The 17,105-nt window shown below is 56.3% G+C and carries 16 protein-coding genes; 12 read left to right on the top strand and 4 right to left on the bottom strand.

Features of this window, described 5'->3' with window-relative positions; all coding sequences use genetic code 11:
• Positions 1 to 59 precede the first annotated feature (59 nt).
• The 8 genes from C5Y44_RS08250 to C5Y44_RS08215 all read left to right on the top strand — a co-directional run bounded on the left by C5Y44_RS08250 (position 60) and on the right by C5Y44_RS08215 (position 9,663).
• Positions 60 to 1,397: a M20/M25/M40 family metallo-hydrolase gene (locus tag C5Y44_RS08250; RefSeq protein ID WP_105324490.1), complete on the top strand. Its 1,338-nt coding sequence runs from the start codon at positions 60 to 62 to the stop codon at positions 1,395 to 1,397.
• A gap of 498 nt (positions 1,398 to 1,895) precedes the next feature.
• Entirely contained in the window at positions 1,896 to 4,955 is a 3,060-nt protein-coding gene (locus C5Y44_RS08245; RefSeq protein WP_105324489.1) for a Na+/H+ antiporter subunit A, read from the top strand.
• A complete protein-coding gene (locus tag C5Y44_RS08240; protein WP_066838692.1) occupies positions 4,956 to 5,447 on the top strand; it encodes a Na(+)/H(+) antiporter subunit C in 492 nt (163 codons plus the stop codon). It abuts the gene before it with no gap.
• Positions 5,440 to 7,206: a Na+/H+ antiporter subunit D gene (locus C5Y44_RS08235; protein WP_105324488.1), complete on the top strand. Its 1,767-nt coding sequence runs from the start codon at positions 5,440 to 5,442 to the stop codon at positions 7,204 to 7,206. Before C5Y44_RS08240 ends, C5Y44_RS08235 begins: the two co-directional genes overlap by 8 nt.
• Complete coding sequence (locus C5Y44_RS08230) at positions 7,206 to 7,730, top strand: Na+/H+ antiporter subunit E (RefSeq protein ID WP_105324487.1); 525 nt, start codon at positions 7,206 to 7,208, stop codon at positions 7,728 to 7,730. The genes C5Y44_RS08235 and C5Y44_RS08230 overlap by 1 nt, the downstream gene beginning before the upstream one ends.
• On the top strand, positions 7,730 to 8,002 hold the full coding sequence (locus C5Y44_RS08225) for a monovalent cation/H+ antiporter complex subunit F (RefSeq protein WP_105324486.1): 273 nt from the start codon (positions 7,730 to 7,732) through the stop codon (positions 8,000 to 8,002). The genes C5Y44_RS08230 and C5Y44_RS08225 overlap by 1 nt, the downstream gene beginning before the upstream one ends.
• Entirely contained in the window at positions 8,002 to 8,382 is a 381-nt protein-coding gene (locus C5Y44_RS08220; RefSeq protein ID WP_105324485.1) for a monovalent cation/H(+) antiporter subunit G, read from the top strand. The genes C5Y44_RS08225 and C5Y44_RS08220 overlap by 1 nt, the downstream gene beginning before the upstream one ends.
• 69 nt (positions 8,383 to 8,451) lie before the next feature.
• On the top strand, positions 8,452 to 9,663 hold the full coding sequence (locus C5Y44_RS08215) for a glycosyltransferase 87 family protein (RefSeq protein ID WP_105324484.1): 1,212 nt from the start codon (positions 8,452 to 8,454) through the stop codon (positions 9,661 to 9,663).
• Between the two features lie 59 nt (positions 9,664 to 9,722).
• On the opposite strand, the gene C5Y44_RS08210 is transcribed toward C5Y44_RS08215, so the two are convergent.
• The 4 genes from C5Y44_RS08210 to C5Y44_RS08195 form a co-directional block, all read right to left on the bottom strand.
• Complete coding sequence (locus C5Y44_RS08210; RefSeq protein WP_105324593.1) at positions 9,723 to 10,844, bottom strand: HNH endonuclease signature motif containing protein; 1,122 nt, start codon at positions 10,842 to 10,844, stop codon at positions 9,723 to 9,725.
• A 112-nt stretch (positions 10,845 to 10,956) separates the two neighbouring features.
• Positions 10,957 to 12,114, bottom strand: coding sequence for a glutamate--cysteine ligase (locus C5Y44_RS08205; protein WP_233189915.1), 1,158 nt, complete (start codon positions 12,112 to 12,114; stop codon positions 10,957 to 10,959).
• Positions 12,115 to 12,168: 54 nt separating this feature from the next.
• The gene (locus tag C5Y44_RS08200) at positions 12,169 to 12,861 is read right to left on the bottom strand and encodes a LytR C-terminal domain-containing protein (RefSeq protein ID WP_105324482.1); all 693 of its coding nucleotides are present in this window, start codon (positions 12,859 to 12,861) and stop codon (positions 12,169 to 12,171) included.
• Between the two features lie 10 nt (positions 12,862 to 12,871).
• Entirely contained in the window at positions 12,872 to 13,159 is a 288-nt protein-coding gene (locus C5Y44_RS08195; RefSeq protein ID WP_105324481.1) for a DUF3263 domain-containing protein, read from the bottom strand.
• A 16-nt stretch (positions 13,160 to 13,175) separates the two neighbouring features.
• Here C5Y44_RS08195 and C5Y44_RS08190 point away from each other — a divergent pair, with 16 nt between their 5' ends.
• The 4 genes from C5Y44_RS08190 to C5Y44_RS08175 are packed head-to-tail and all read left to right on the top strand — an operon-like array spanning position 13,176 to position 17,078.
• Positions 13,176 to 13,766, top strand: coding sequence for a peptide deformylase (locus C5Y44_RS08190; protein ID WP_105324592.1), 591 nt, complete (start codon positions 13,176 to 13,178; stop codon positions 13,764 to 13,766).
• Between the two features lie 18 nt (positions 13,767 to 13,784).
• Complete coding sequence (locus C5Y44_RS08185) at positions 13,785 to 14,753, top strand: GNAT family N-acetyltransferase (RefSeq protein ID WP_105324480.1); 969 nt, start codon at positions 13,785 to 13,787, stop codon at positions 14,751 to 14,753.
• 3 nt (positions 14,754 to 14,756) lie between these two features.
• Positions 14,757 to 15,566: an exodeoxyribonuclease III gene (locus C5Y44_RS08180; protein ID WP_105324479.1), complete on the top strand. Its 810-nt coding sequence runs from the start codon at positions 14,757 to 14,759 to the stop codon at positions 15,564 to 15,566.
• 9 nt (positions 15,567 to 15,575) lie between these two features.
• The gene (locus C5Y44_RS08175; RefSeq protein WP_105324478.1) at positions 15,576 to 17,078 is read left to right on the top strand and encodes a phospholipase D-like domain-containing protein; all 1,503 of its coding nucleotides are present in this window, start codon (positions 15,576 to 15,578) and stop codon (positions 17,076 to 17,078) included.
• Positions 17,079 to 17,105 lie beyond the last annotated feature (27 nt).

Below are 17,105 nucleotides of genomic sequence, written 5' to 3'. Positions count from 1 at the left end.
GTACCTACGCATAAGGGTCTTTCTAGCTTGGCCACATTTATTGGGGCTAAGCTATTTTTATGTTTAGCCCCTCCAGAAAACGTATCTTCGATGACCTCTCACAGATGGTCGCCTTCGAGTCGGTGCATGTCGACTCCTCACTGCGCGCGCAGTATGAAGCATGCGCGCAGTGGGTGCACGATGCGTTTGTAGAGGTCGGGGCTACAACCCAGATCATTGAAGGGATTGATAAATCCCTAGCTATCCTCGGCGAGATTCCCGGTGACCCAGCCAATGAGCGCACGGTGTTGCTCTATGCCCACCATGACATTGTGCCTTTGGGCCCACGCGAAGACTGGGACCACGAGCCTTTAGAAATCACCGAAAAAGACGGGCGTTGGTGGGGGCGCGGGACCGCGGACTGCAAAGGGCACATCGCCATGCACCTCGAGGTGCTGCGTCTCATCAAAGACGAACCAAACCTGCCGACTATCAAATTCGTCATTGAAGGCTCGGAAGAAAACGGCGGGCTCGGCCTCAAGCACCTTTTAGAAGAGCGCCCAGAACTTTTCGAGGCTGAAGCAATCTTCGTCGTCGATACCGGCAATACGGAGCCTGGGGTGCCATCGATAGTCACCTTACAACGCGGATCGGCGCAAATCCGCGTGCACTGCGAAACCATGGAAGCACCGGTGCACTCCGGCAAATTTGGCGGCGCTGCTGTCGATGCCGTCGCAGCACTCATTCGCGCCCTCGATTCCGTCCGTGATGAAGAAGGTCGCTGCGTCATCGATGGCGTGGACTGCACCGGCGAGTGGAGCGGTGAAGAATACCCCGAAGAGAAATTCCGCGCAGATACCGGCATGCTTGATGGCACTGAATTGCCCGAAGGAGATATCGCCAGTTTCATCTGGGCACGCCCAGCGGTCTCGATTACCGGTTTTTCTTCCACGCCTGTCGAAGACGCCATCAACGCCGTCCCCGCCACCGCTCAGGCGCACTTGAACCTGCGTGTCCCACCCCGGCAGCGCAATAGCGCCGGCAAGCGCATCACCACTGCCAAAACTGCCAAGCTGCTTATCGAGCACCTGCAAAAGCACACGCCGTGGGGCGCGCAGGTCGGTGCCGAAATCTTAGCCATCAACCGCTCCTATGCCGCTGATGAAGATGGGGAGATTCTTAACCTCTTGCGCGAGTGCATGTCCGATGCCTACGGCATGGATGCCAACGAAATCGGCACCGGCGGTTCCATCCCCTTGACGGTGGAGCTACACGAAGCTTTCCCCGACTCAGAGATTGCTCTTTTCGGCGCAGCTGACCTGACCTCTGCCATCCACTCCCCGCAAGAATCCGTCGACCCCGCAGAAATTGAACACATGGTGCAAACCGAAGCTTTATTCCTCACGCGCTTTCACTAGCCACCCACTACCCCATAGTGTGGTAAAGATTACAAAAGCGGCGGATGGGACATCGAAAAGCTTGGCTCTACACCCCACAAAGTCCCTCTAAGTGCACAACGAACCAGCGCACAGCACAGTCACAGATAAGTCCCATCAACTGTTAATCGACAGAAAGTCCGTACCCGCTCCATATAATACTGTGTATTTTTGAATTATCTTTCAAAATATCCCACGTCACGCTACTATTGGCTGTGTTGGCCGCGCCGTTTTCTATCGACGCCGCCTCAACATGTTTCTTTGAGTAACCCTCATCACGAGATGCGCAAGTCCATGTTGGTGATTCCTTAGATGTTGCAGTAATTCAAGGTGAAACAGCACTTTTTAAAGAAGCTTGCTTTGCCGCCGCTGGGACAGCGCGGGTTGAAAGTCGATAAACGGAAAACCGGTGGCCCCTACCCTGTCCGTTTTAAGGAGCTCTATTGCTTCGCTAACTAAAGTAGGAGAGCACCGAATACTGTGCTGATATTGCTGTTAGCTCTAATTGCCGCGACGCTGTGTGCACCTTTTTTGATCCACACGCTCGGTCGGCCTGCCTTCGGAATCCTGGCGCTCGTGCCAGCCGGAGGCTTTATCTGGGTTGTGCAACAGCTGGTCCAAGGCAACTTAGACCATAAAGCCAGCATCGAATGGATGCCGGCCGCGCACCTCAACCTAGACTTTCGCCTCGACGGCCTAGCCGCGCTTTTCTCCCTCATCATCTTAGGAGTCGGCGCACTGGTCCTAGTTTATTGTTGGGGCTATTTTGATACCGTCCCCCGGCGCCTGAACCTCTTCGGTGCGGAAATGATCGGCTTTGCCACCGCGATGTATGGCCTGGTCATCTCCGATTCCCTGCTGCTGATGTACGTCTTCTGGGAAATCACCTCGGTGCTGTCCTTCCTGCTGGTGGCGTACTACGGTGAGCGCGCATCCTCGCGCCGCTCTGCCACCCAGGCGCTGATGGTCACTGCCGCTGGTGGTCTGGCCATGTTGGTCGGCATCATCATCTTGGGCCGTCAAACTGGCGTGTGGCACTTTAGCGAAATCACCAGCTACGACGGCTGGGCACAAACCCCATATGTCACCGTGGCGCTGTGCCTGATTCTGGCTGGCGCGCTGTCAAAGTCCGCGAATATCCCGTTCCACTTCTGGCTTCCGGGCGCAATGGCCGCACCGACTCCGGTCTCGGCATACCTGCACTCTGCCGCCATGGTCAAGGCCGGTATCTACCTGGTTGCGCGTCTTGCCCCAGAATTTAACGGCGTTTCCGCCTGGCACTTGGTGGTCATCCCCATTGGCTTAGCCACCATGCTGATGGGCGGCTGGATGGCGCTGAAACAGATCGACCTCAAGCTGGTCTTGGCTTACGGTACTGTCTCCCAGCTGGGCTTTATCACCTCGATTATGGCCATCGGCTCACGCGAGGCCATGCTGGCTGCGCTGGCGCTGACCTTTGCGCACTCCTTGTTCAAGGCAACGCTATTTATGATTGTCGGCGCCATTGACCACGCCACGGGTACGCGTGAGATTCCCAAGCTTTCGGGCCTGGCGCGCAAAGAGCCTTTCATCTTTGGCCTGGCCATTCTTTCCGCTTTGTCCATGGCTGGCATCCCGCCGCTGTTCGGTTTTGTCACCAAAGAAGCCGTCATTGATTCGGTCATGAATGAGCCACTGCTGATTGGCATGCCGCGCAATTTGATGCTCATCGCAATCATCCTGGGCTCGGTATTTACCATGGCTTATGCCCTGCGCTTTTTGTGGGGAGCTTTTGCAACAAAGGACGGCGCAACCTCTGAAGCCGTGGAGAAGATGCACAAGATTGAACCAATCTTGTGGATTGCACCCACTGTCCTGACTGCGCTGACGGTGTTTTTCGGACTCTTCCCGAAGTTCATGTCCGACCCCATCAACCAGCATTTGAACCGTCTCTACGGCGCTGAAGGTTCTGACCTTTCCCTGTGGCACGGGTTCAACCTGGCGTTGGGCATTTCTGCCGTCATCATCCTGGCTGGTTGCTTGCTGCACTGGCAGCGTCACCTGCTCAAGCCTTTTCAGGGCGAATACGCTGCCCTGGGCAATGCGGATAACGCTTATGATGCCGTCCTGGTTGGCCTGCGTAATCTCTCGCTGCGCATTACGGCAAATACCCAGCGTGGCTCGCTGCAGCTGAACTTGACCACGATTTTCGTGTGTCTAATCCTGCTGCCAACTTTCGCCATCATATTCGGTGACCTCACCAATGTGCGCATGATTGTCGCGGAAAACCCGTGGCAGTTCTTCGCAGCGTTTATCATCATCGCTGCGGCGCTGGGCTCCACGATTACGCACAACCGTTTATCCGGCGTCATCATCGTCGGCATTACCGGCTACGGACTATCCTTTATCTTCGCGCTGCACGGCGCACCGGACTTGGCACTCACGCAGCTTCTGGTCGAGACCATCATCATGGTCTTGTTCATGCTGGTTCTGCGCAAAATGCCCCCGAACACCGAGTGGCGCGGCGAACCCCGCCACAACCGCATGCGCGCCTGGTTGGCAATTGGCGTCGGCCTGCTCACGGTCATTTTGACCATGTTCGCCGTCAATGCCCGCACGGAAGAATCCATCTCCATTCACATGCCGGATTTGGCCAAGGAGATCGGTCACGGCGCCAATGCCGTCAACGTTCTTCTGGTTGATATCCGTGCGTGGGATACCTTCGGTGAAATCACCGTGCTGGTTATCGCTGCGACCGGTGTTGCCTCGCTTATCTACCGCACGCAGTCCTTTACCCGCGAATCCCGCCGCCCTACCCTGCGCGCCACGGGACGCCGCTGGTTGGCAGCGGGCGTGGAAACCGAACAGCAGCTCAACCGCTCGCTGATGGTTGATGTTTCAACGCGCGTGCTTTTCCCATCGATGATTGCGTTGTCGCTGTACTTCTTCTTCACCGGCCACAACGCCCCAGGCGGCGGTTTCGCCGGTGGCCTGGTCGCAGCCTTGGCGTTTATCTTGCGCTACCTCGCCGGTGGCCGCGCGGAGCTCGAAGAAGCATTGCCTATCGATGGCGGCCGTATCATGGGCGCAGGCCTCTTCTTCGCGATTGCCGCAGCACTTGGCCCCATGCTCTGGGGTCTTCCACCGCTGGCTTCTGCCTACGACACGATTGATATCCCGCTGGTCGGTTCAGTCTCCTTGCCTTCGGCGTTGGTCTTCGACCTCGGCGTATACCTCGTGGTCATTGGCTTGACGATGCACATCCTGCACTCCTTGGGCGGCAAGCTCGATGAGGAAGAAGAAATTCGTAAGCAGCGTGCCCGTGACCGTGCACGTTCACTGGCGCGGAAAAACCGTCAGCGCAAAGCACGCGTCAAAGCCGCAGCTACCGCGCGCACCACGGCACCTATGCCTTCCTCCTCAACATCAGAGGCACCAACGGATACAACCGGTACAGCAGAAATAGATATGCCAACCGAAGTCCCGCCACGCAAAGAAGGACCAGATTCATCATCTAGTCCAAATGCCCAAAACACCAATAATGACGGAAAGGAGAAGTAAATGGAAGCCAACCTCATGTTTCTTCTCGCTTCCGGGGCTTTGATGGCCGCGGGCGTTTACTTGGTACTCGATCGCGCCATGACGAAAATGCTGCTGGGTATCTTGCTCATCGGTAACGGCGTCAACCTGATTATCATTCAGGCTGGCGGCGATGCCGGATCACCTCCGATTATGGGCCGTGATTCCCAGCCGCACGGCGAAGAGATCGCGGATCCGCTGGCGCAGGCGATGATTTTGACGGCGATTGTTATTTCCATGGCGTTGACAGCATTTATCTTGACGCTTGCTTATCGTCAGTACCGCTACCGCACCGATGACGTTATTGAAGATGATGTGGATGACGTAGCGGTGGCATCGATAGCTACGCGCCCATCTGCGGCCCCTGACTTGGATGCTTCTTCTGATCCGACGACCGGCCGTGATACCAAGCAAGGCGATACCTTCGGCCCACGCTTCTTCGAAGAACCAGTAAAGGGGGTCAAGGATGAGTGATTTGATTACATCCTTTGTACAGCTGCTTCTTCCTTACACCAGCTTCCTCATCCCGCTGCCGGTTTTGATTCCTGTCGCGGGCGCAGCCCTGACGTTGCTGCTGGCACGCTTTCAGCGTTTGCAGTCCCAGGTGGCTTTCTTCATGCTGGCATTCTCGTCAATCATCAGCCTGACTTTGTTGTTGATAGCTGATATCGACGGCATTCAAACCCTGCAGGTCGGCGGCTGGGATGCACCGGTTGGTATTACTTTGGTCGCGGACCGCTTGTCCACGGTCATGCTCTTTACCTCCTCCATCGTGCTCTTTTCGGTGATGTGGTACGCCATTTCGCAAGGTGTGCGCGATGGCGGTAAAGATGAACCCGTCACGGTCTTTTTGCCGACCTACATGCTTTTGACGATGGGCGTGAATGTCTCCTTCCTCGCCGGCGACTTGTTCAACCTGTATGTCGGCTTTGAAATCTTCTTGGTGGCGTCCTATGTGCTGCTGACCTTGGGCGCTTCACCTGCCCGCGTGCGCGCTGGTGTCGGCTACGTCATGGTCTCCATGGTCTCCTCCATGATCTTCCTGCTCGGCATCGGCCTGACCTATGCCGCCGTGGGCACCGTGAACATGGCGCAAATCGGTATTCGCATCCAAGAAATCCCCGAGGGCACACGCACCGCAATTTTCGGCGTGCTGCTGGTTGCCTTCGGTATCAAAGCTGCCGTGGTGCCACTCGATGCCTGGCTGCCCGACTCCTACCCCACCGCACCCGCGCTGGTTACCGCAGTCTTCGCAGGCCTTTTGACCAAGGTCGGCGTCTACTCCATCATCCGCATGCGCTCGGCTGTCTTTACGGACGGCTCACTTGATGGGCTCCTGATGTGGGTGGCACTGGCGACGATGATCGTCGGTATTTTAGGCGCGATGGCGCAGACCGATATCAAGCGTTTGTTGTCATTTACCTTGGTCAGTCACATCGGTTACATGATCTTCGGTGTCGCACTCGGTACCGCGCAGGGGCTCTCCGGCGCCATCTTCTACGCCGTGCACCACATTTTGGTGCAGACCGCACTGTTTTTGGTCGTGGGTCTCATCGAAAGGCAATCTGGCACTTCCTCGCTGCGGCGTTTGGGTTCTTTGCTTTACACCGCGCCGGTGATTGCCATCTTGTACTTCATCCCCGCGATGAACCTAGGCGGCATTCCACCTTTCTCCGGCTTTATGGGCAAGATTATGCTGCTGCAGGCCGGCGCTAATAATGGCACCTGGATGTCCTGGGTTCTCATCGGCGGCGCCGTGGTCACCTCGCTGTTGACCCTGTACGTCATGGTTTTGGTCTGGTCAAAGGGCTTCTTGCGCGACCGCGCCGATGCCCCAGAAGGACATGTAGCCCTGGCTCGTCCGGCACCGCTTGCCGATGTCACCGACGAAGTCGCCTACTCTGAACGCGCCGATGTTGGCCGCCTGCCTTTTGGCATGTTTGGTTCTACTGCTTTGCTGGTTCTGGCATCGACTGTCATTACTTTTGTTGCAGGTCCTGTCTCTGGTGTCGCCTCGCGTTCAGCGGAGTCGGCGCAAGACCAGTCGATTTATCAAGATGCCGTCTTGGGCGATTACGCAGATGATCCCACCCGGCACTTGGACCCGCAGGATCGTTATCTTGACCGGGATTCGATTGAAAACCGCAACCACCCGCTTCCAGAACCTGAGCCGGCAGCTAATGGCTCCGCTTCTTTTGCGGATACGGCAACTGATGCTGGGGAGGAGAACTAGTGAACAAGTATTTAACTGGCGCACGGCATCGTTTCCGTCCCTCATTCATCCTGTGGCTGACCATCATGTGGTGCCTGCTGATGGGCGAGTTCACCTGGGCTAATGTCTTCGGCGGCATGCTGGTCGGCCTTGGCATTGTCTTCTTCCTACCGCTGCCGGCGATGCCGATTTCTGAGCTCAACGTCTCCTGGGGCCGGCTCATTCGATACATGTTCATCTGGACCGGTGAATTGTTATGGGCTTCGGTCAAGGTCGGCTGGATTGCTATTCGTCCCGGAGAAAAGCCTAAGAACGCTATTTTGCGCGGGCCGATGCGCGTTGAAAATGAGCTGGTCTTAAGCTTCGCCGTGGTCTTGTATAACCTGCAGCCCGGAGGCACGGTCGCAGAAATTGATATCGCGAACCGCATGCTCACCGTGCACGTTCTTGACGCCACCACCCAAGCTGATATCGACCGCGAAGTTGCCAACTTGGTCAGCCTGGAGCGCCGCATGATTTCTATCTTCGAAGGGAAACACAAGTAATGGATCCCGCAATTTATAACACGATTTTGTCTATCGCCGCGGCGATGTTTGTTATCTCTTTCCTTCTCACCACCTGGCGCATTGTCAAAGGCCCAAACTCCATGGACCGCCTGGTGGGCATGGACGGATTCATCGCGATGTTCCAGTGTGCCGTAGCCGTCTACATCTGCTGGACGCTGGATACCACGGTGACTAATGCCATGCTGGTGGTTGCGCTGCTGGGCTTTATTTCCACGGTTTCTGTCACTCGCTTTAGGAAGAGGGATAACTAATGAGTTACGCACTTTTTGCCGATGTTGTTTCCCTCATCCTGATTTTCGCCGGTGCGCTGCTGGTGTTATCCGCGGCGATTGGAGTGGCGCGCTTCCAAGACCCGATGTCGCGCATTCACTTTGTCACAAAGCCGCAGACCGTAGGCTTGATTTTCACCATCCTGGGCGCAGCTATTCGCGTGACCGGCTCCGAGTCTTTCGGTGTCGCTGAGCGCGGCGACTTAGGCATTTTATTCTTGCTGGTTGTCTTTGCCTTGGCTACCAGCCCGGTCACGGCCCAGCGCATGACGCGTATTTCGCGCCGCGAAGGTCTCTATGCCGACGATGAAGATATGTCGCGCAATGACCAGCCGGCAACAAAGCAGATGCGGCGCAAATAAAAATCTGCGCGTACGCTTGGTGTAGTTCTAATGCAACTGTTGCCACACGAGTAGATAGAGATACCAAGCGTGAAAAAGACCTGGGGAGTCACTTCCCTAGCCCTTGCCCTAGCCGCGTTTGCGGCGTGGGCAGTCTTTCAGATTCTCCACTTTGATGGCCGCCACGCTTTGACGTGGCGTGTGCCTTTGGACCTTTATATCTATGCGGCCGCAGGCACAGATGTTGCCGCGGGCGGGCAGCTTTACGATGCAGCCTACGTCGGTAAATTGCCTTTCACCTACCCGCCTTTCGCCGGCACCATTTTTATGGCGCTGAGTTATTTGAGCGAAAATTGGCTGGTTATCCTGTGGCAGGCAGGCACGGCGCTCGCGCTTTTCACTGTCTTTTTGCTGGTCTTCCGCGAGCGCGGCTACGGCTACCGCGCGTCTAATTGGCTGCTATCTCTCCTGCTCACCGCCGCAGCGCTAGCTCTCGCGCCTTTTCATGGCACGCTTTTCTTCGGCCAGATCAACATCTTCTTAATGCTCCTGGTGGCCCTAGATTTCTTGCCCAAGCGGCGACTGCCTGGCATCGGCATCGGCCTTGCCGCGGGTCTAAAGCTGACCCCTGCATTTTTGGGCTTGGTCTTGTTATTTCAGCGTCGCTGGTGGGCAGCAGGGATATCGGTGGTGACTTTTGCACTGACCGTGGGGATCGGCTTTCTCACGATCCCCGATGCCCAGGATTTCTGGGAGCGCGCCATCTTTGATTCCTCGCGCGTCGGCGATCACACAAATCCCGGGGCGCAATCAATCCGCTCGATTCTAGAGCGCGAATTCAACATCGAAGGCGGCCTCTGGTGGGTTATTGCCATCGTGATTGTCTTCACACTAACCTGCATCGCGGTATCTCTTGCGTGCAAGCAGCACAACAGCACCATCGCCATGGCGCTGACCGGTATTTCTTCGTGTCTGATTTCGCCGTTTTCCTGGTATCACCACTGGGTGTGGGTGCTTCCGCTGCTGCTCGCACTCATGCTCACTGTCAACCAGTGGCTGGGCCAGCGCCTACCTGGAATCCTCGGCGCACAGGTTGCGGGGTTGGTTTCATTCGTGGTGATGATTATCTTCGCGCTGCCCTTTGTCGCCAAGCAGGCCTGGGAAGGTACGGCTTATCAGCACCTCGATGACTTTGGCACCTTAGGCGCACTAGCTTTTACCGGCACCGGCGTAATTTTTATCGCTGGCTACGCACTCACCGGCCTTCTCCGCACGCGCCCTTCCGAAAAAGCGATCGCCTAATTGGCCAACCAGCCCGGTTGGCTAGTTAGCTTTCGCTAGCTGTGGGGATCGCCCCTGTTTTAAATCAGGTCCATCGCCCCCATGCTGCTCAAGTCATGCGTGTTGCCCACAAGCTTCCCACCAGGCGTGTGCAGGCGGACCTTGCCGCGGTGGCGTCGCATTCTCCCGCGACTCGGTTTGCCTCGTTTCTTCCGGCTCGGCGAAGCTGGACCGTCATCATCATTCACACCGTTGTGGTACTTACAGAGCATCGTCAGGTTCGACGGCTTTGTATGCCCACCGTTCTTGTGGGCGTCGATATGGTGGACCTGGCACCTATCAGCCGGAACATTGCAGTCCTGCCACGGACAGACGAGATTCTCCGCCATGGCTAAAGTTCGCAGCTTGTCGGAGGCGAACCGTGCTTCGTAAAGATTGACCGGGCCTGCGGTCGGGTGAAAGAGTCCGACGTAGAGCTTATCGCCGAGTGCACCTTCCATCACAGCGTTGATGAACTCTGCGCCAGTCATGGTCGTGCCATCGGAAAGGCCGATGATGACGTCGTTGCCTTTACCGCACGAGACTTTCGCGAAATCGTCGAGACCAATGGCGATGACCGTGCGGTACTCGGGCTTGATAAGGCCGGTGCCGTTGCCCTCGACTAAGTCCCAGAAAGGCTCGAGCAATGCTTCGGAGCGCGGCTGGTCTTCATCGGTGATGGCGGCGTCGAGGGTCTTTTCTAAATCGGTGATGCGGCGCTGGGTATCGGTGATGCTGATAGTTCGCAGGCCGTCAATGACGCGGCCGAGACTCACGCCCGGTTTCTTCTTGGTGTCGCCGCCTTCTTCCGTGACACGTTTCTTGGCGTAAGCTTCGACTTCTTCGAAGGTGCCCTCAAACGCGATAAGTTCAGCACGCAAGCGCCAGGCGGCACCGCGCTTCTTCAACTTCTTGGCGTGCTTTTCCACCATCTCTAAATACTCAAGGCTTAACCCCCGCTCTTCCGCGAGAGCTACCGATTCGCGTTGCAGCCGCGGTGAGTCGGTGGGGCCGAAAAGAACATCGGCCAGCGAGGTGAAACTTTTTGCAGTCTTGCGAGCCATCCCATCGCTTGCCATGTCATACGGCGAGCGTTTAGACATGTCTCTTAAGATGCCTATTGCTTGGCTGGTGAGAGCCATAAATTCTTCGTATTTATCCATGCCTTCGACACTAAAACGCAAACGCAAGCCCGCGCTAGGGCAAGGCCAAAAACCTGTGGATAACTACGATGACACATCACGCAACGGGCAAAGTTATCCACAGGCGGGTGATTTAGGGTTCATCGACAAGCGGCAATAGAGTGTCTAGCTCATCGCACGTCATGTCAACAACGCTCTCCCAATCGCCGCTGGCTTGGAATTGCTTGCGCTGGCGTTCGTAACCGGCGCCGCGGTCGATGATTTCCAGCACCAGCTGCAGCTCCCGCGCGCAGCCGAGTTCCTTCGCCAGCGGGGTTAGCTCCTCGACCAGGTCGGCGAGTTCGTCTTTAACCCAGCGTTCATCGGTAGCGCGCGAGGTAATCACCAAAGCATCCATGCCATAACGGGCACCGCGCCACTTATTTTCCGCAACGTGCCACTGCTGCAAAATAGGCAGCGGTTTGCCCTCATCAATCATGCGGTCATGGTGCACCACCAGGCAGTGGGTTAGCGCCACCACGGCGGAGAGCTCCCGCAGGTTCGAGGAAGCATCAGATACGCGGACTTCCACGGTGCCCCACTTCGAGGCCGGGCGGATATCAAAGTGCATGGAACCGGTGTGGTTGATAACGCCGGAAATCGACTGGTCCCGCATGTAGTCCTGCCACGCGGCCCAGTCCTTGAATTGATAAGGCATGCCAGCTGTTGGCAACTGCTGGTACAGCATGGTGCGGTTGGAGGCGTAGCCGGTGTCCAAACCGTCCCAGCCCGGCGAGCACGCGGAAATCGCCAACAAGTGCGGGTACTTTGTCATCAAAGCATTAATGATGGGCCACACGCGGTCCTCATGGGAAATGCCCACGTGCACATGCGTTCCCCACAGCAGCATCTGCTGCCCCCAGTATTGAGTGCGGTTGATGATCTCAGAATAGGATTCTTTTTCCGAGACCGGGTTCTTCCGAAAATCCGAAAAGGGGTGCCCGCCGGATCCCCAGACACGGATATCGTGTTGCTTCGCAGCGGCTTGCACGGCGCGAATACCAGTGTTGAGCTCAGCAATTGCTTCCGGAACGGTGTTGCAAATGCCGGTGACCAGCTCAACTGTGTTTTGCAGAAATTCTTTTTCGAGGTGAATCTCGGGCGCTATTTCTGCGACCGCATCCACAATTTCTGATGCCCGTGGCACCAGGTCACGGGTTACGGGGTCAACAAGCGCGACTTCCCACTCAACCCCCAGCGTGGGCTGCGGGGAGCGGGCGAAGATTTCTTCGACGTATTCCGTGTTACTCACTAATCCATCGTACCCAACCGACATGAGGCCAGGCGTGATTACATTCTTTAATTTTTAGTTGTCAGTTAAGACAATGGTCACGCCGTCGCGGGTGTTATCAGGCAAAATATTGCTGTGCTCGCGGGCAACGCCATGGTATTGATCGGCGAGCTCGCGCGCGGTTTGTTCGGCAGCAGCATTGCCTTTGGGGAAAAATACGGTGGTTTCGGGCAGGATTTCATCGGCGAAGTTTCCTACCTCGCCCAACTCGCGGCCATCGGCGCGCAGGCGGTCGGCGACATCGGCAGCTAGGCCTTGGGTCATCGAGTTATTCAAGACATTGACCTTCAGCGGCGCAGCAGGGGCGGCAGGAGCGGCAGCGGGTGCGCCATCGCCTGTCGATGCCTCCTTGGCCTTTTCAGCTTCAGCACGGTCTGCGTCATCTTGCTCAGGTTTGGCTTCTGGGTTGTCATTATCAGCGTCAGCCTGCACATCGCCCGCTTCGTCACCTGGAATATCGGTGGATTGCTCGGCGGTATCGGCGCCAACAGTGCCTGGTTCCTGCTCGCTGGATTCATTGCTTTGCTCAGCCGCTTGCTCAGAGCTGTCATCTTGGGTGAAGGCATATAGCGCCCACAGGCCGAACATGACCGCAACGGCGATGAGCACCATCGCGAAACCGCGCAGCGGCAACGTGGTGGCGGTAGCTCCTGCACCAGCAGATTGGCTAGCTTCGTTCCCTGAATTGTCTACAGTCTCATTAGTCACACCAGTAACACTAGTTGTCGGAGGATGGGTTTTCGTGCGCGGCACGCCGAATTTCTTCGCGTTCTCCACGTTTTCTAAGCAGCCTTTTGACCAACACCGGGTTATAGGCCAAGGCCGCTGGCAGCTCCACAATTACGTTGAGGCGCTGATGGTAACGCACAGGCGAAATATCCAGCTCAGCGCGAATCGCTTTTTCTTTCAACGCAATGGCTTTGGGCGCGTGGGCCTCAAAATCCAAAATTTGCTGATCAAAGGGGCTTAATTCTTCATGCCCGTTACTGTCGCTGGCGCTAGTCATGCTTAAACTGTATTCCATGACTATCCGCGCAATTGTGATCCACGGCGACCCTGTCCTTCATAATCCCACTGAACCGGTCACGGAGCCGATCGATTCCCCCGAATTACAAACACTTATCGCAGACATGTATGAAACCATGGCTGCTGCCCACGGCGTGGGACTGGCGGCAAATCAGGTTGGCATCGCCAAGCGTCTTTTTGTGTATGACTGCCCCGATGATGACGGCCACATGCACAAGGGCTGCGTTATCAACCCGGTGCTGGAAACTTCTGAGATTCCAGAGACCATGCCTGCCGATGACGGCTCTGACGACGAAGGCTGCCTGTCTGTGCCGGGCGAAGGTTTTCCAACCGGTCGCGCCGACTGGGCCAAGGTTACGGGCCTGAATGAAAAGGGCGAAGAGGTTGAGGTTGAAGGCACCGGCTTTTTCGCGCGCTGTCTGCAGCACGAAGTTGGCCACCTCGATGGCTTTGTGTACACCGATACTCTCATTGGCCGTAATAAGCGCGCCGCCAAGAAGGCTATTAAGGCTAATGGCTGGAATGTTGCCGGCTTAACCTGGATGCCTGGTGAAGATATTGACCCATTTGGACACGACGACGAGTAAAGACGGCACTTTTAAATTATGGCTAAGGCATTTCGCTCCGATCCCGTCCGCGTTGATGACCGCGTGGTCGCACGCCGCAAATTCAAAGGCGGTGGGCACAGCGATGTCATCGGCCATGTCGTGGCAGTCGAGCCACTGACTATCCGGCCGCAGATGGTCGGTGGGTTTCCTTCTGCGCTGCCGGAGGTAGTCATCCCGGCAGAAGAGCTTTATGTCGTGAAAAAGCTGTCGCCGCGCACGGTGCGTAATTCAGATATTCGCCATGTCGAAGTCGCCTCGGCTAAGTCCTATCTTGGGCACGCCACTCAGTGGACGAGCAATGGCCAGTGGCTTATGCGCGCCGGCGATGGCATCACCAAGCGCACCAATTCTGCGGTCCCGCTGGGTCCTTCGGCCGGTTTCGAGCCCGCGCCGATTGCAGAACTCATGGCGTTTTACGCAAGCCATAATTTGCCGTGCGTGTTGTTGGTGCCAGAGCGCATCGGCAATTCGGCGCTGAAGCTTCCGCACGAGCATATCGATGTGGAAAAGATCGTCATGACCCGCACGCTGGATGATTTAAGCGATATCCAGCCCTACCTCGACGACACCCTCGAGGTTGATATTTCTCCCGAGCCCACCCCCGCCTGGCTGGAGATTACTGATCACGGCGGCACTGATCTCACAGATGCATCGCTTATCGATGCCCCCCTCGCCTTTTTCACCGCGACTGCCGGCGCAGTGCTGCGCGCGACCATCACGAAGTCCGAAGACGGCACCAAGTGGTTGGGCATTGCATGTGTGAAAGTCAGCGAATCTGCACGTCGTCAGCGCTTGGCCGCGCGTTTGGTTGCCGCTGCCATGGCCTGGGGTGCTGCCGAGGGCGCTAAGAAGTGCTACCTGCAAGTCAGCGTAGGAAATGACGCTGCGGTGGCGCTGTATGAGAAGTTGGGGATGCTAGAGCACCACCGGCATCGCTATATCGAAGTTATTCCAGGTAACCTATAAATCATGCGGATAGCCACGTGGAATATTAACTCGGTACGCACTCGCGGTGAGCGAGCATTGAACTTGATGGACAAACACGACATCGACGTGTTGTGTCTGCAAGAAACCAAAGTCGCTGACGATAAATTTCCCCGGGCCCTATTTGAAGACGCCGGCTACCATGTCGTGTTCCACGGTTTGAACCAGTGGAATGGGGTGGCGATTGTCAGCCGTGAAGAACCTACCGAGGTCATCACCGGTTTTCCGGGCCAGCCGGGCTATCACAATGATGAGGAAAAAGAACAGGCCCCTGAAGCGCGTGCTTTGGGTGCGGTGATTCGCAATGTCGAAATCTGGTCGCTGTATGTTCCTAATGGTCGTGAAATCACTCAGCGCCACTATGACTATAAGTTAGATTTCCTCTACGGCTTGGCGCGCTATGCCGAGGGCAAAAAGCGCGAGAAGCTGCTGCTCACCGGTGACTTTAATATCGCGCCGCGCAATGAAGACGTGTGGGACCTAGAGCTATTTCGCGGCAAGACACACGTCACCGAACCTGAGCGTGCTGCTTTTCAGCGCTTAGAAGAAGCAGGTCTGGAAGAAGTCACCCGCCGCTTTACGGAAAAAGACCGCTGGACCTACTACGACTACAAGTCGATGCGCTTTCAAAAAGACGAAGGCATGCGCATCGATTTCCAGATGGCTTCTGCCTCACTTGCGGAAAAAGTCACGGGCGCGGGCCTGGATAAAAATGAGCGTGCTGAGAAAGGCAGCTCTGACCACGTATTGTTGTGGGCAGATTATGACCTTCCCGATTTCGATTCCGTTCGTTAGTACCTTTTCATGAGCTTATCCCTGGATTTAAGTTTCTGGCAGGCGGCGTTTTTCATTTTGGATTACGCCATCAAAATCTTTGCTGTCGGATTCGTTCCTGAAGGCCGCCGTCCTTCTTCTTCCACGGCGTGGCTGCTGGCTATTTTGCTGCTACCTTTCATCGGTCTGCCGCTGTTTTTGCTCATGGGTTCTCCGCAGATCAATCGGCGCCGTCACCGCATTCAGCAACAGGCAGATGACGCCATCGATGACGCGCACAAAGACGTGCCAGACCATCCTTTTGAGATTATCCAGCCTGAAGTCGAATCCATCATCAAGCTCAACCGCCACCTGACGGGCTTTCCTGCGGTCGTTGGCCACAACATCGGCATACACGCTGACTATAAAAAATGCATCCAGGCCATGGCCGATGCCATCGACAAGGCAGAGCGCTATGTCTATGTCGAAATCTACATCACCAGCTGGGACGAAGAGACCGACCCCTTTTTCCAAGCACTCGCACGTGCCCGCCAGCGCGGGGTGGAAGTAAAATTCCTCTTCGACCAGATTGGCAGTTTCAAGTACAAGGGCTATCGCACGCTTGGGAAAAGGCTCAGCGCCATCGACGTCGACTGGCGGCTTATGCTGCCCATCCAGCTGCATAAATTCCGCTTCCGCCGCCCCGATCTGCGCAATCACCGCAAGCTGGTCATCATCGACGGCAACCGCGGTTTCATCGGCTCGCTCAATCTCATCAAACGTGCGTATAAGACCAAAGACCGCGCCTGGATTGATTACATGGTGGAGCTCACGGGTCCCATCGTGGTTTCTTTGCAGTCGGTCTTCGCTGTGGACTGGTACACCGAGTCGGGCGAGTACATCGAAATGCTCACTGAGCTCGAGGACCTAGGCGAAACCCCCGATTCCAACTATCTGCAGCTGATTCCTTCCGGCCCGGGCTATACCACCGAGCCGAACCTACGGATGTTTACCTCGCTCATCCACCACGCCAAGAGCCGGTTGATTATCTGCTCGCCGTATTTCGTGCCCGATGAAGCACTCCTCGATGCCGTGACCACCGCTGCCTACCGCGACGTCCGCGTTGAGCTATATGTATCCCGGCGCGCTGACCAATTCGTCGTCGACCACTCGCAATCCTCGTACTACCAAACGCTGCTTGAAGCCGGCGTGCACATTTATCAATTCCCCGAGCCTTTTGTGCTGCATTCGAAGTTCGTGCTCGCCGACCCCGATGCCGGCCGCGCCGACCCCGAAGAAACCCACGATGGCCTGCGCCTGAAGTCGCATCCGCTGGCAGCGTTTGGCTCTTCCAACCTGGACATGCGTTCTTTCGGCCTCAATTATGAATCCACCATGTTGGTTGCTCAGGGTGATTTGATTACGGAGTTTAATGAGCTCGCCGCCAATTACCGCGCGGTCTCGCATGAATTGACCTTGGAAGAGTGGAATAAGCGCAGTTTCGCACGCCGTTATATCGACAATGTCATGCGCCTGTCGTCGGCTCTGCAATAGTTTTTACGGATTAGCAGCGTGCAGCGA

This window comes from Corynebacterium sp. J010B-136, from assembly GCF_002967075.1.
Classification (GTDB): Bacteria; Actinomycetota; Actinomycetes; order Mycobacteriales; family Mycobacteriaceae; genus Corynebacterium.
The sequence above is the reverse complement of the archived record's forward strand: the minus strand, read 5'-3'. Positions and strand labels throughout refer to the sequence as shown.

Bases quoted from the DNA above. Each gene is read 5' to 3' on its own strand.
- C5Y44_RS08250 (WP_105324490.1), top strand. From the start codon at position 60: ATGTTTAGCCCCTCCAGAAAACGTATCTTCGATGACCTCTCACAGATG.
- C5Y44_RS08240 (WP_066838692.1), top strand. From the start codon at position 4,956: ATGGAAGCCAACCTCATGTTTCTTCTCGCTTCCGGGGCTTTGATGGCC.
- C5Y44_RS08235 (WP_105324488.1), top strand. From the start codon at position 5,440: ATGAGTGATTTGATTACATCCTTTGTACAGCTGCTTCTTCCTTACACC.
- C5Y44_RS08225 (WP_105324486.1), top strand. From the start codon at position 7,730: ATGGATCCCGCAATTTATAACACGATTTTGTCTATCGCCGCGGCGATG.
- C5Y44_RS08220 (WP_105324485.1), top strand. From the start codon at position 8,002: ATGAGTTACGCACTTTTTGCCGATGTTGTTTCCCTCATCCTGATTTTC.
- C5Y44_RS08210 (WP_105324593.1), bottom strand. From the start codon at position 10,844: ATGGATAAATACGAAGAATTTATGGCTCTCACCAGCCAAGCAATAGGC.
- C5Y44_RS08195 (WP_105324481.1), bottom strand. From the start codon at position 13,159: ATGACTAGCGCCAGCGACAGTAACGGGCATGAAGAATTAAGCCCCTTT.
- C5Y44_RS08190 (WP_105324592.1), top strand. From the start codon at position 13,176: ATGACTATCCGCGCAATTGTGATCCACGGCGACCCTGTCCTTCATAAT.
- C5Y44_RS08185 (WP_105324480.1), top strand. From the start codon at position 13,785: ATGGCTAAGGCATTTCGCTCCGATCCCGTCCGCGTTGATGACCGCGTG.
- C5Y44_RS08180 (WP_105324479.1), top strand. From the start codon at position 14,757: ATGCGGATAGCCACGTGGAATATTAACTCGGTACGCACTCGCGGTGAG.
- C5Y44_RS08175 (WP_105324478.1), top strand. From the start codon at position 15,576: ATGAGCTTATCCCTGGATTTAAGTTTCTGGCAGGCGGCGTTTTTCATT.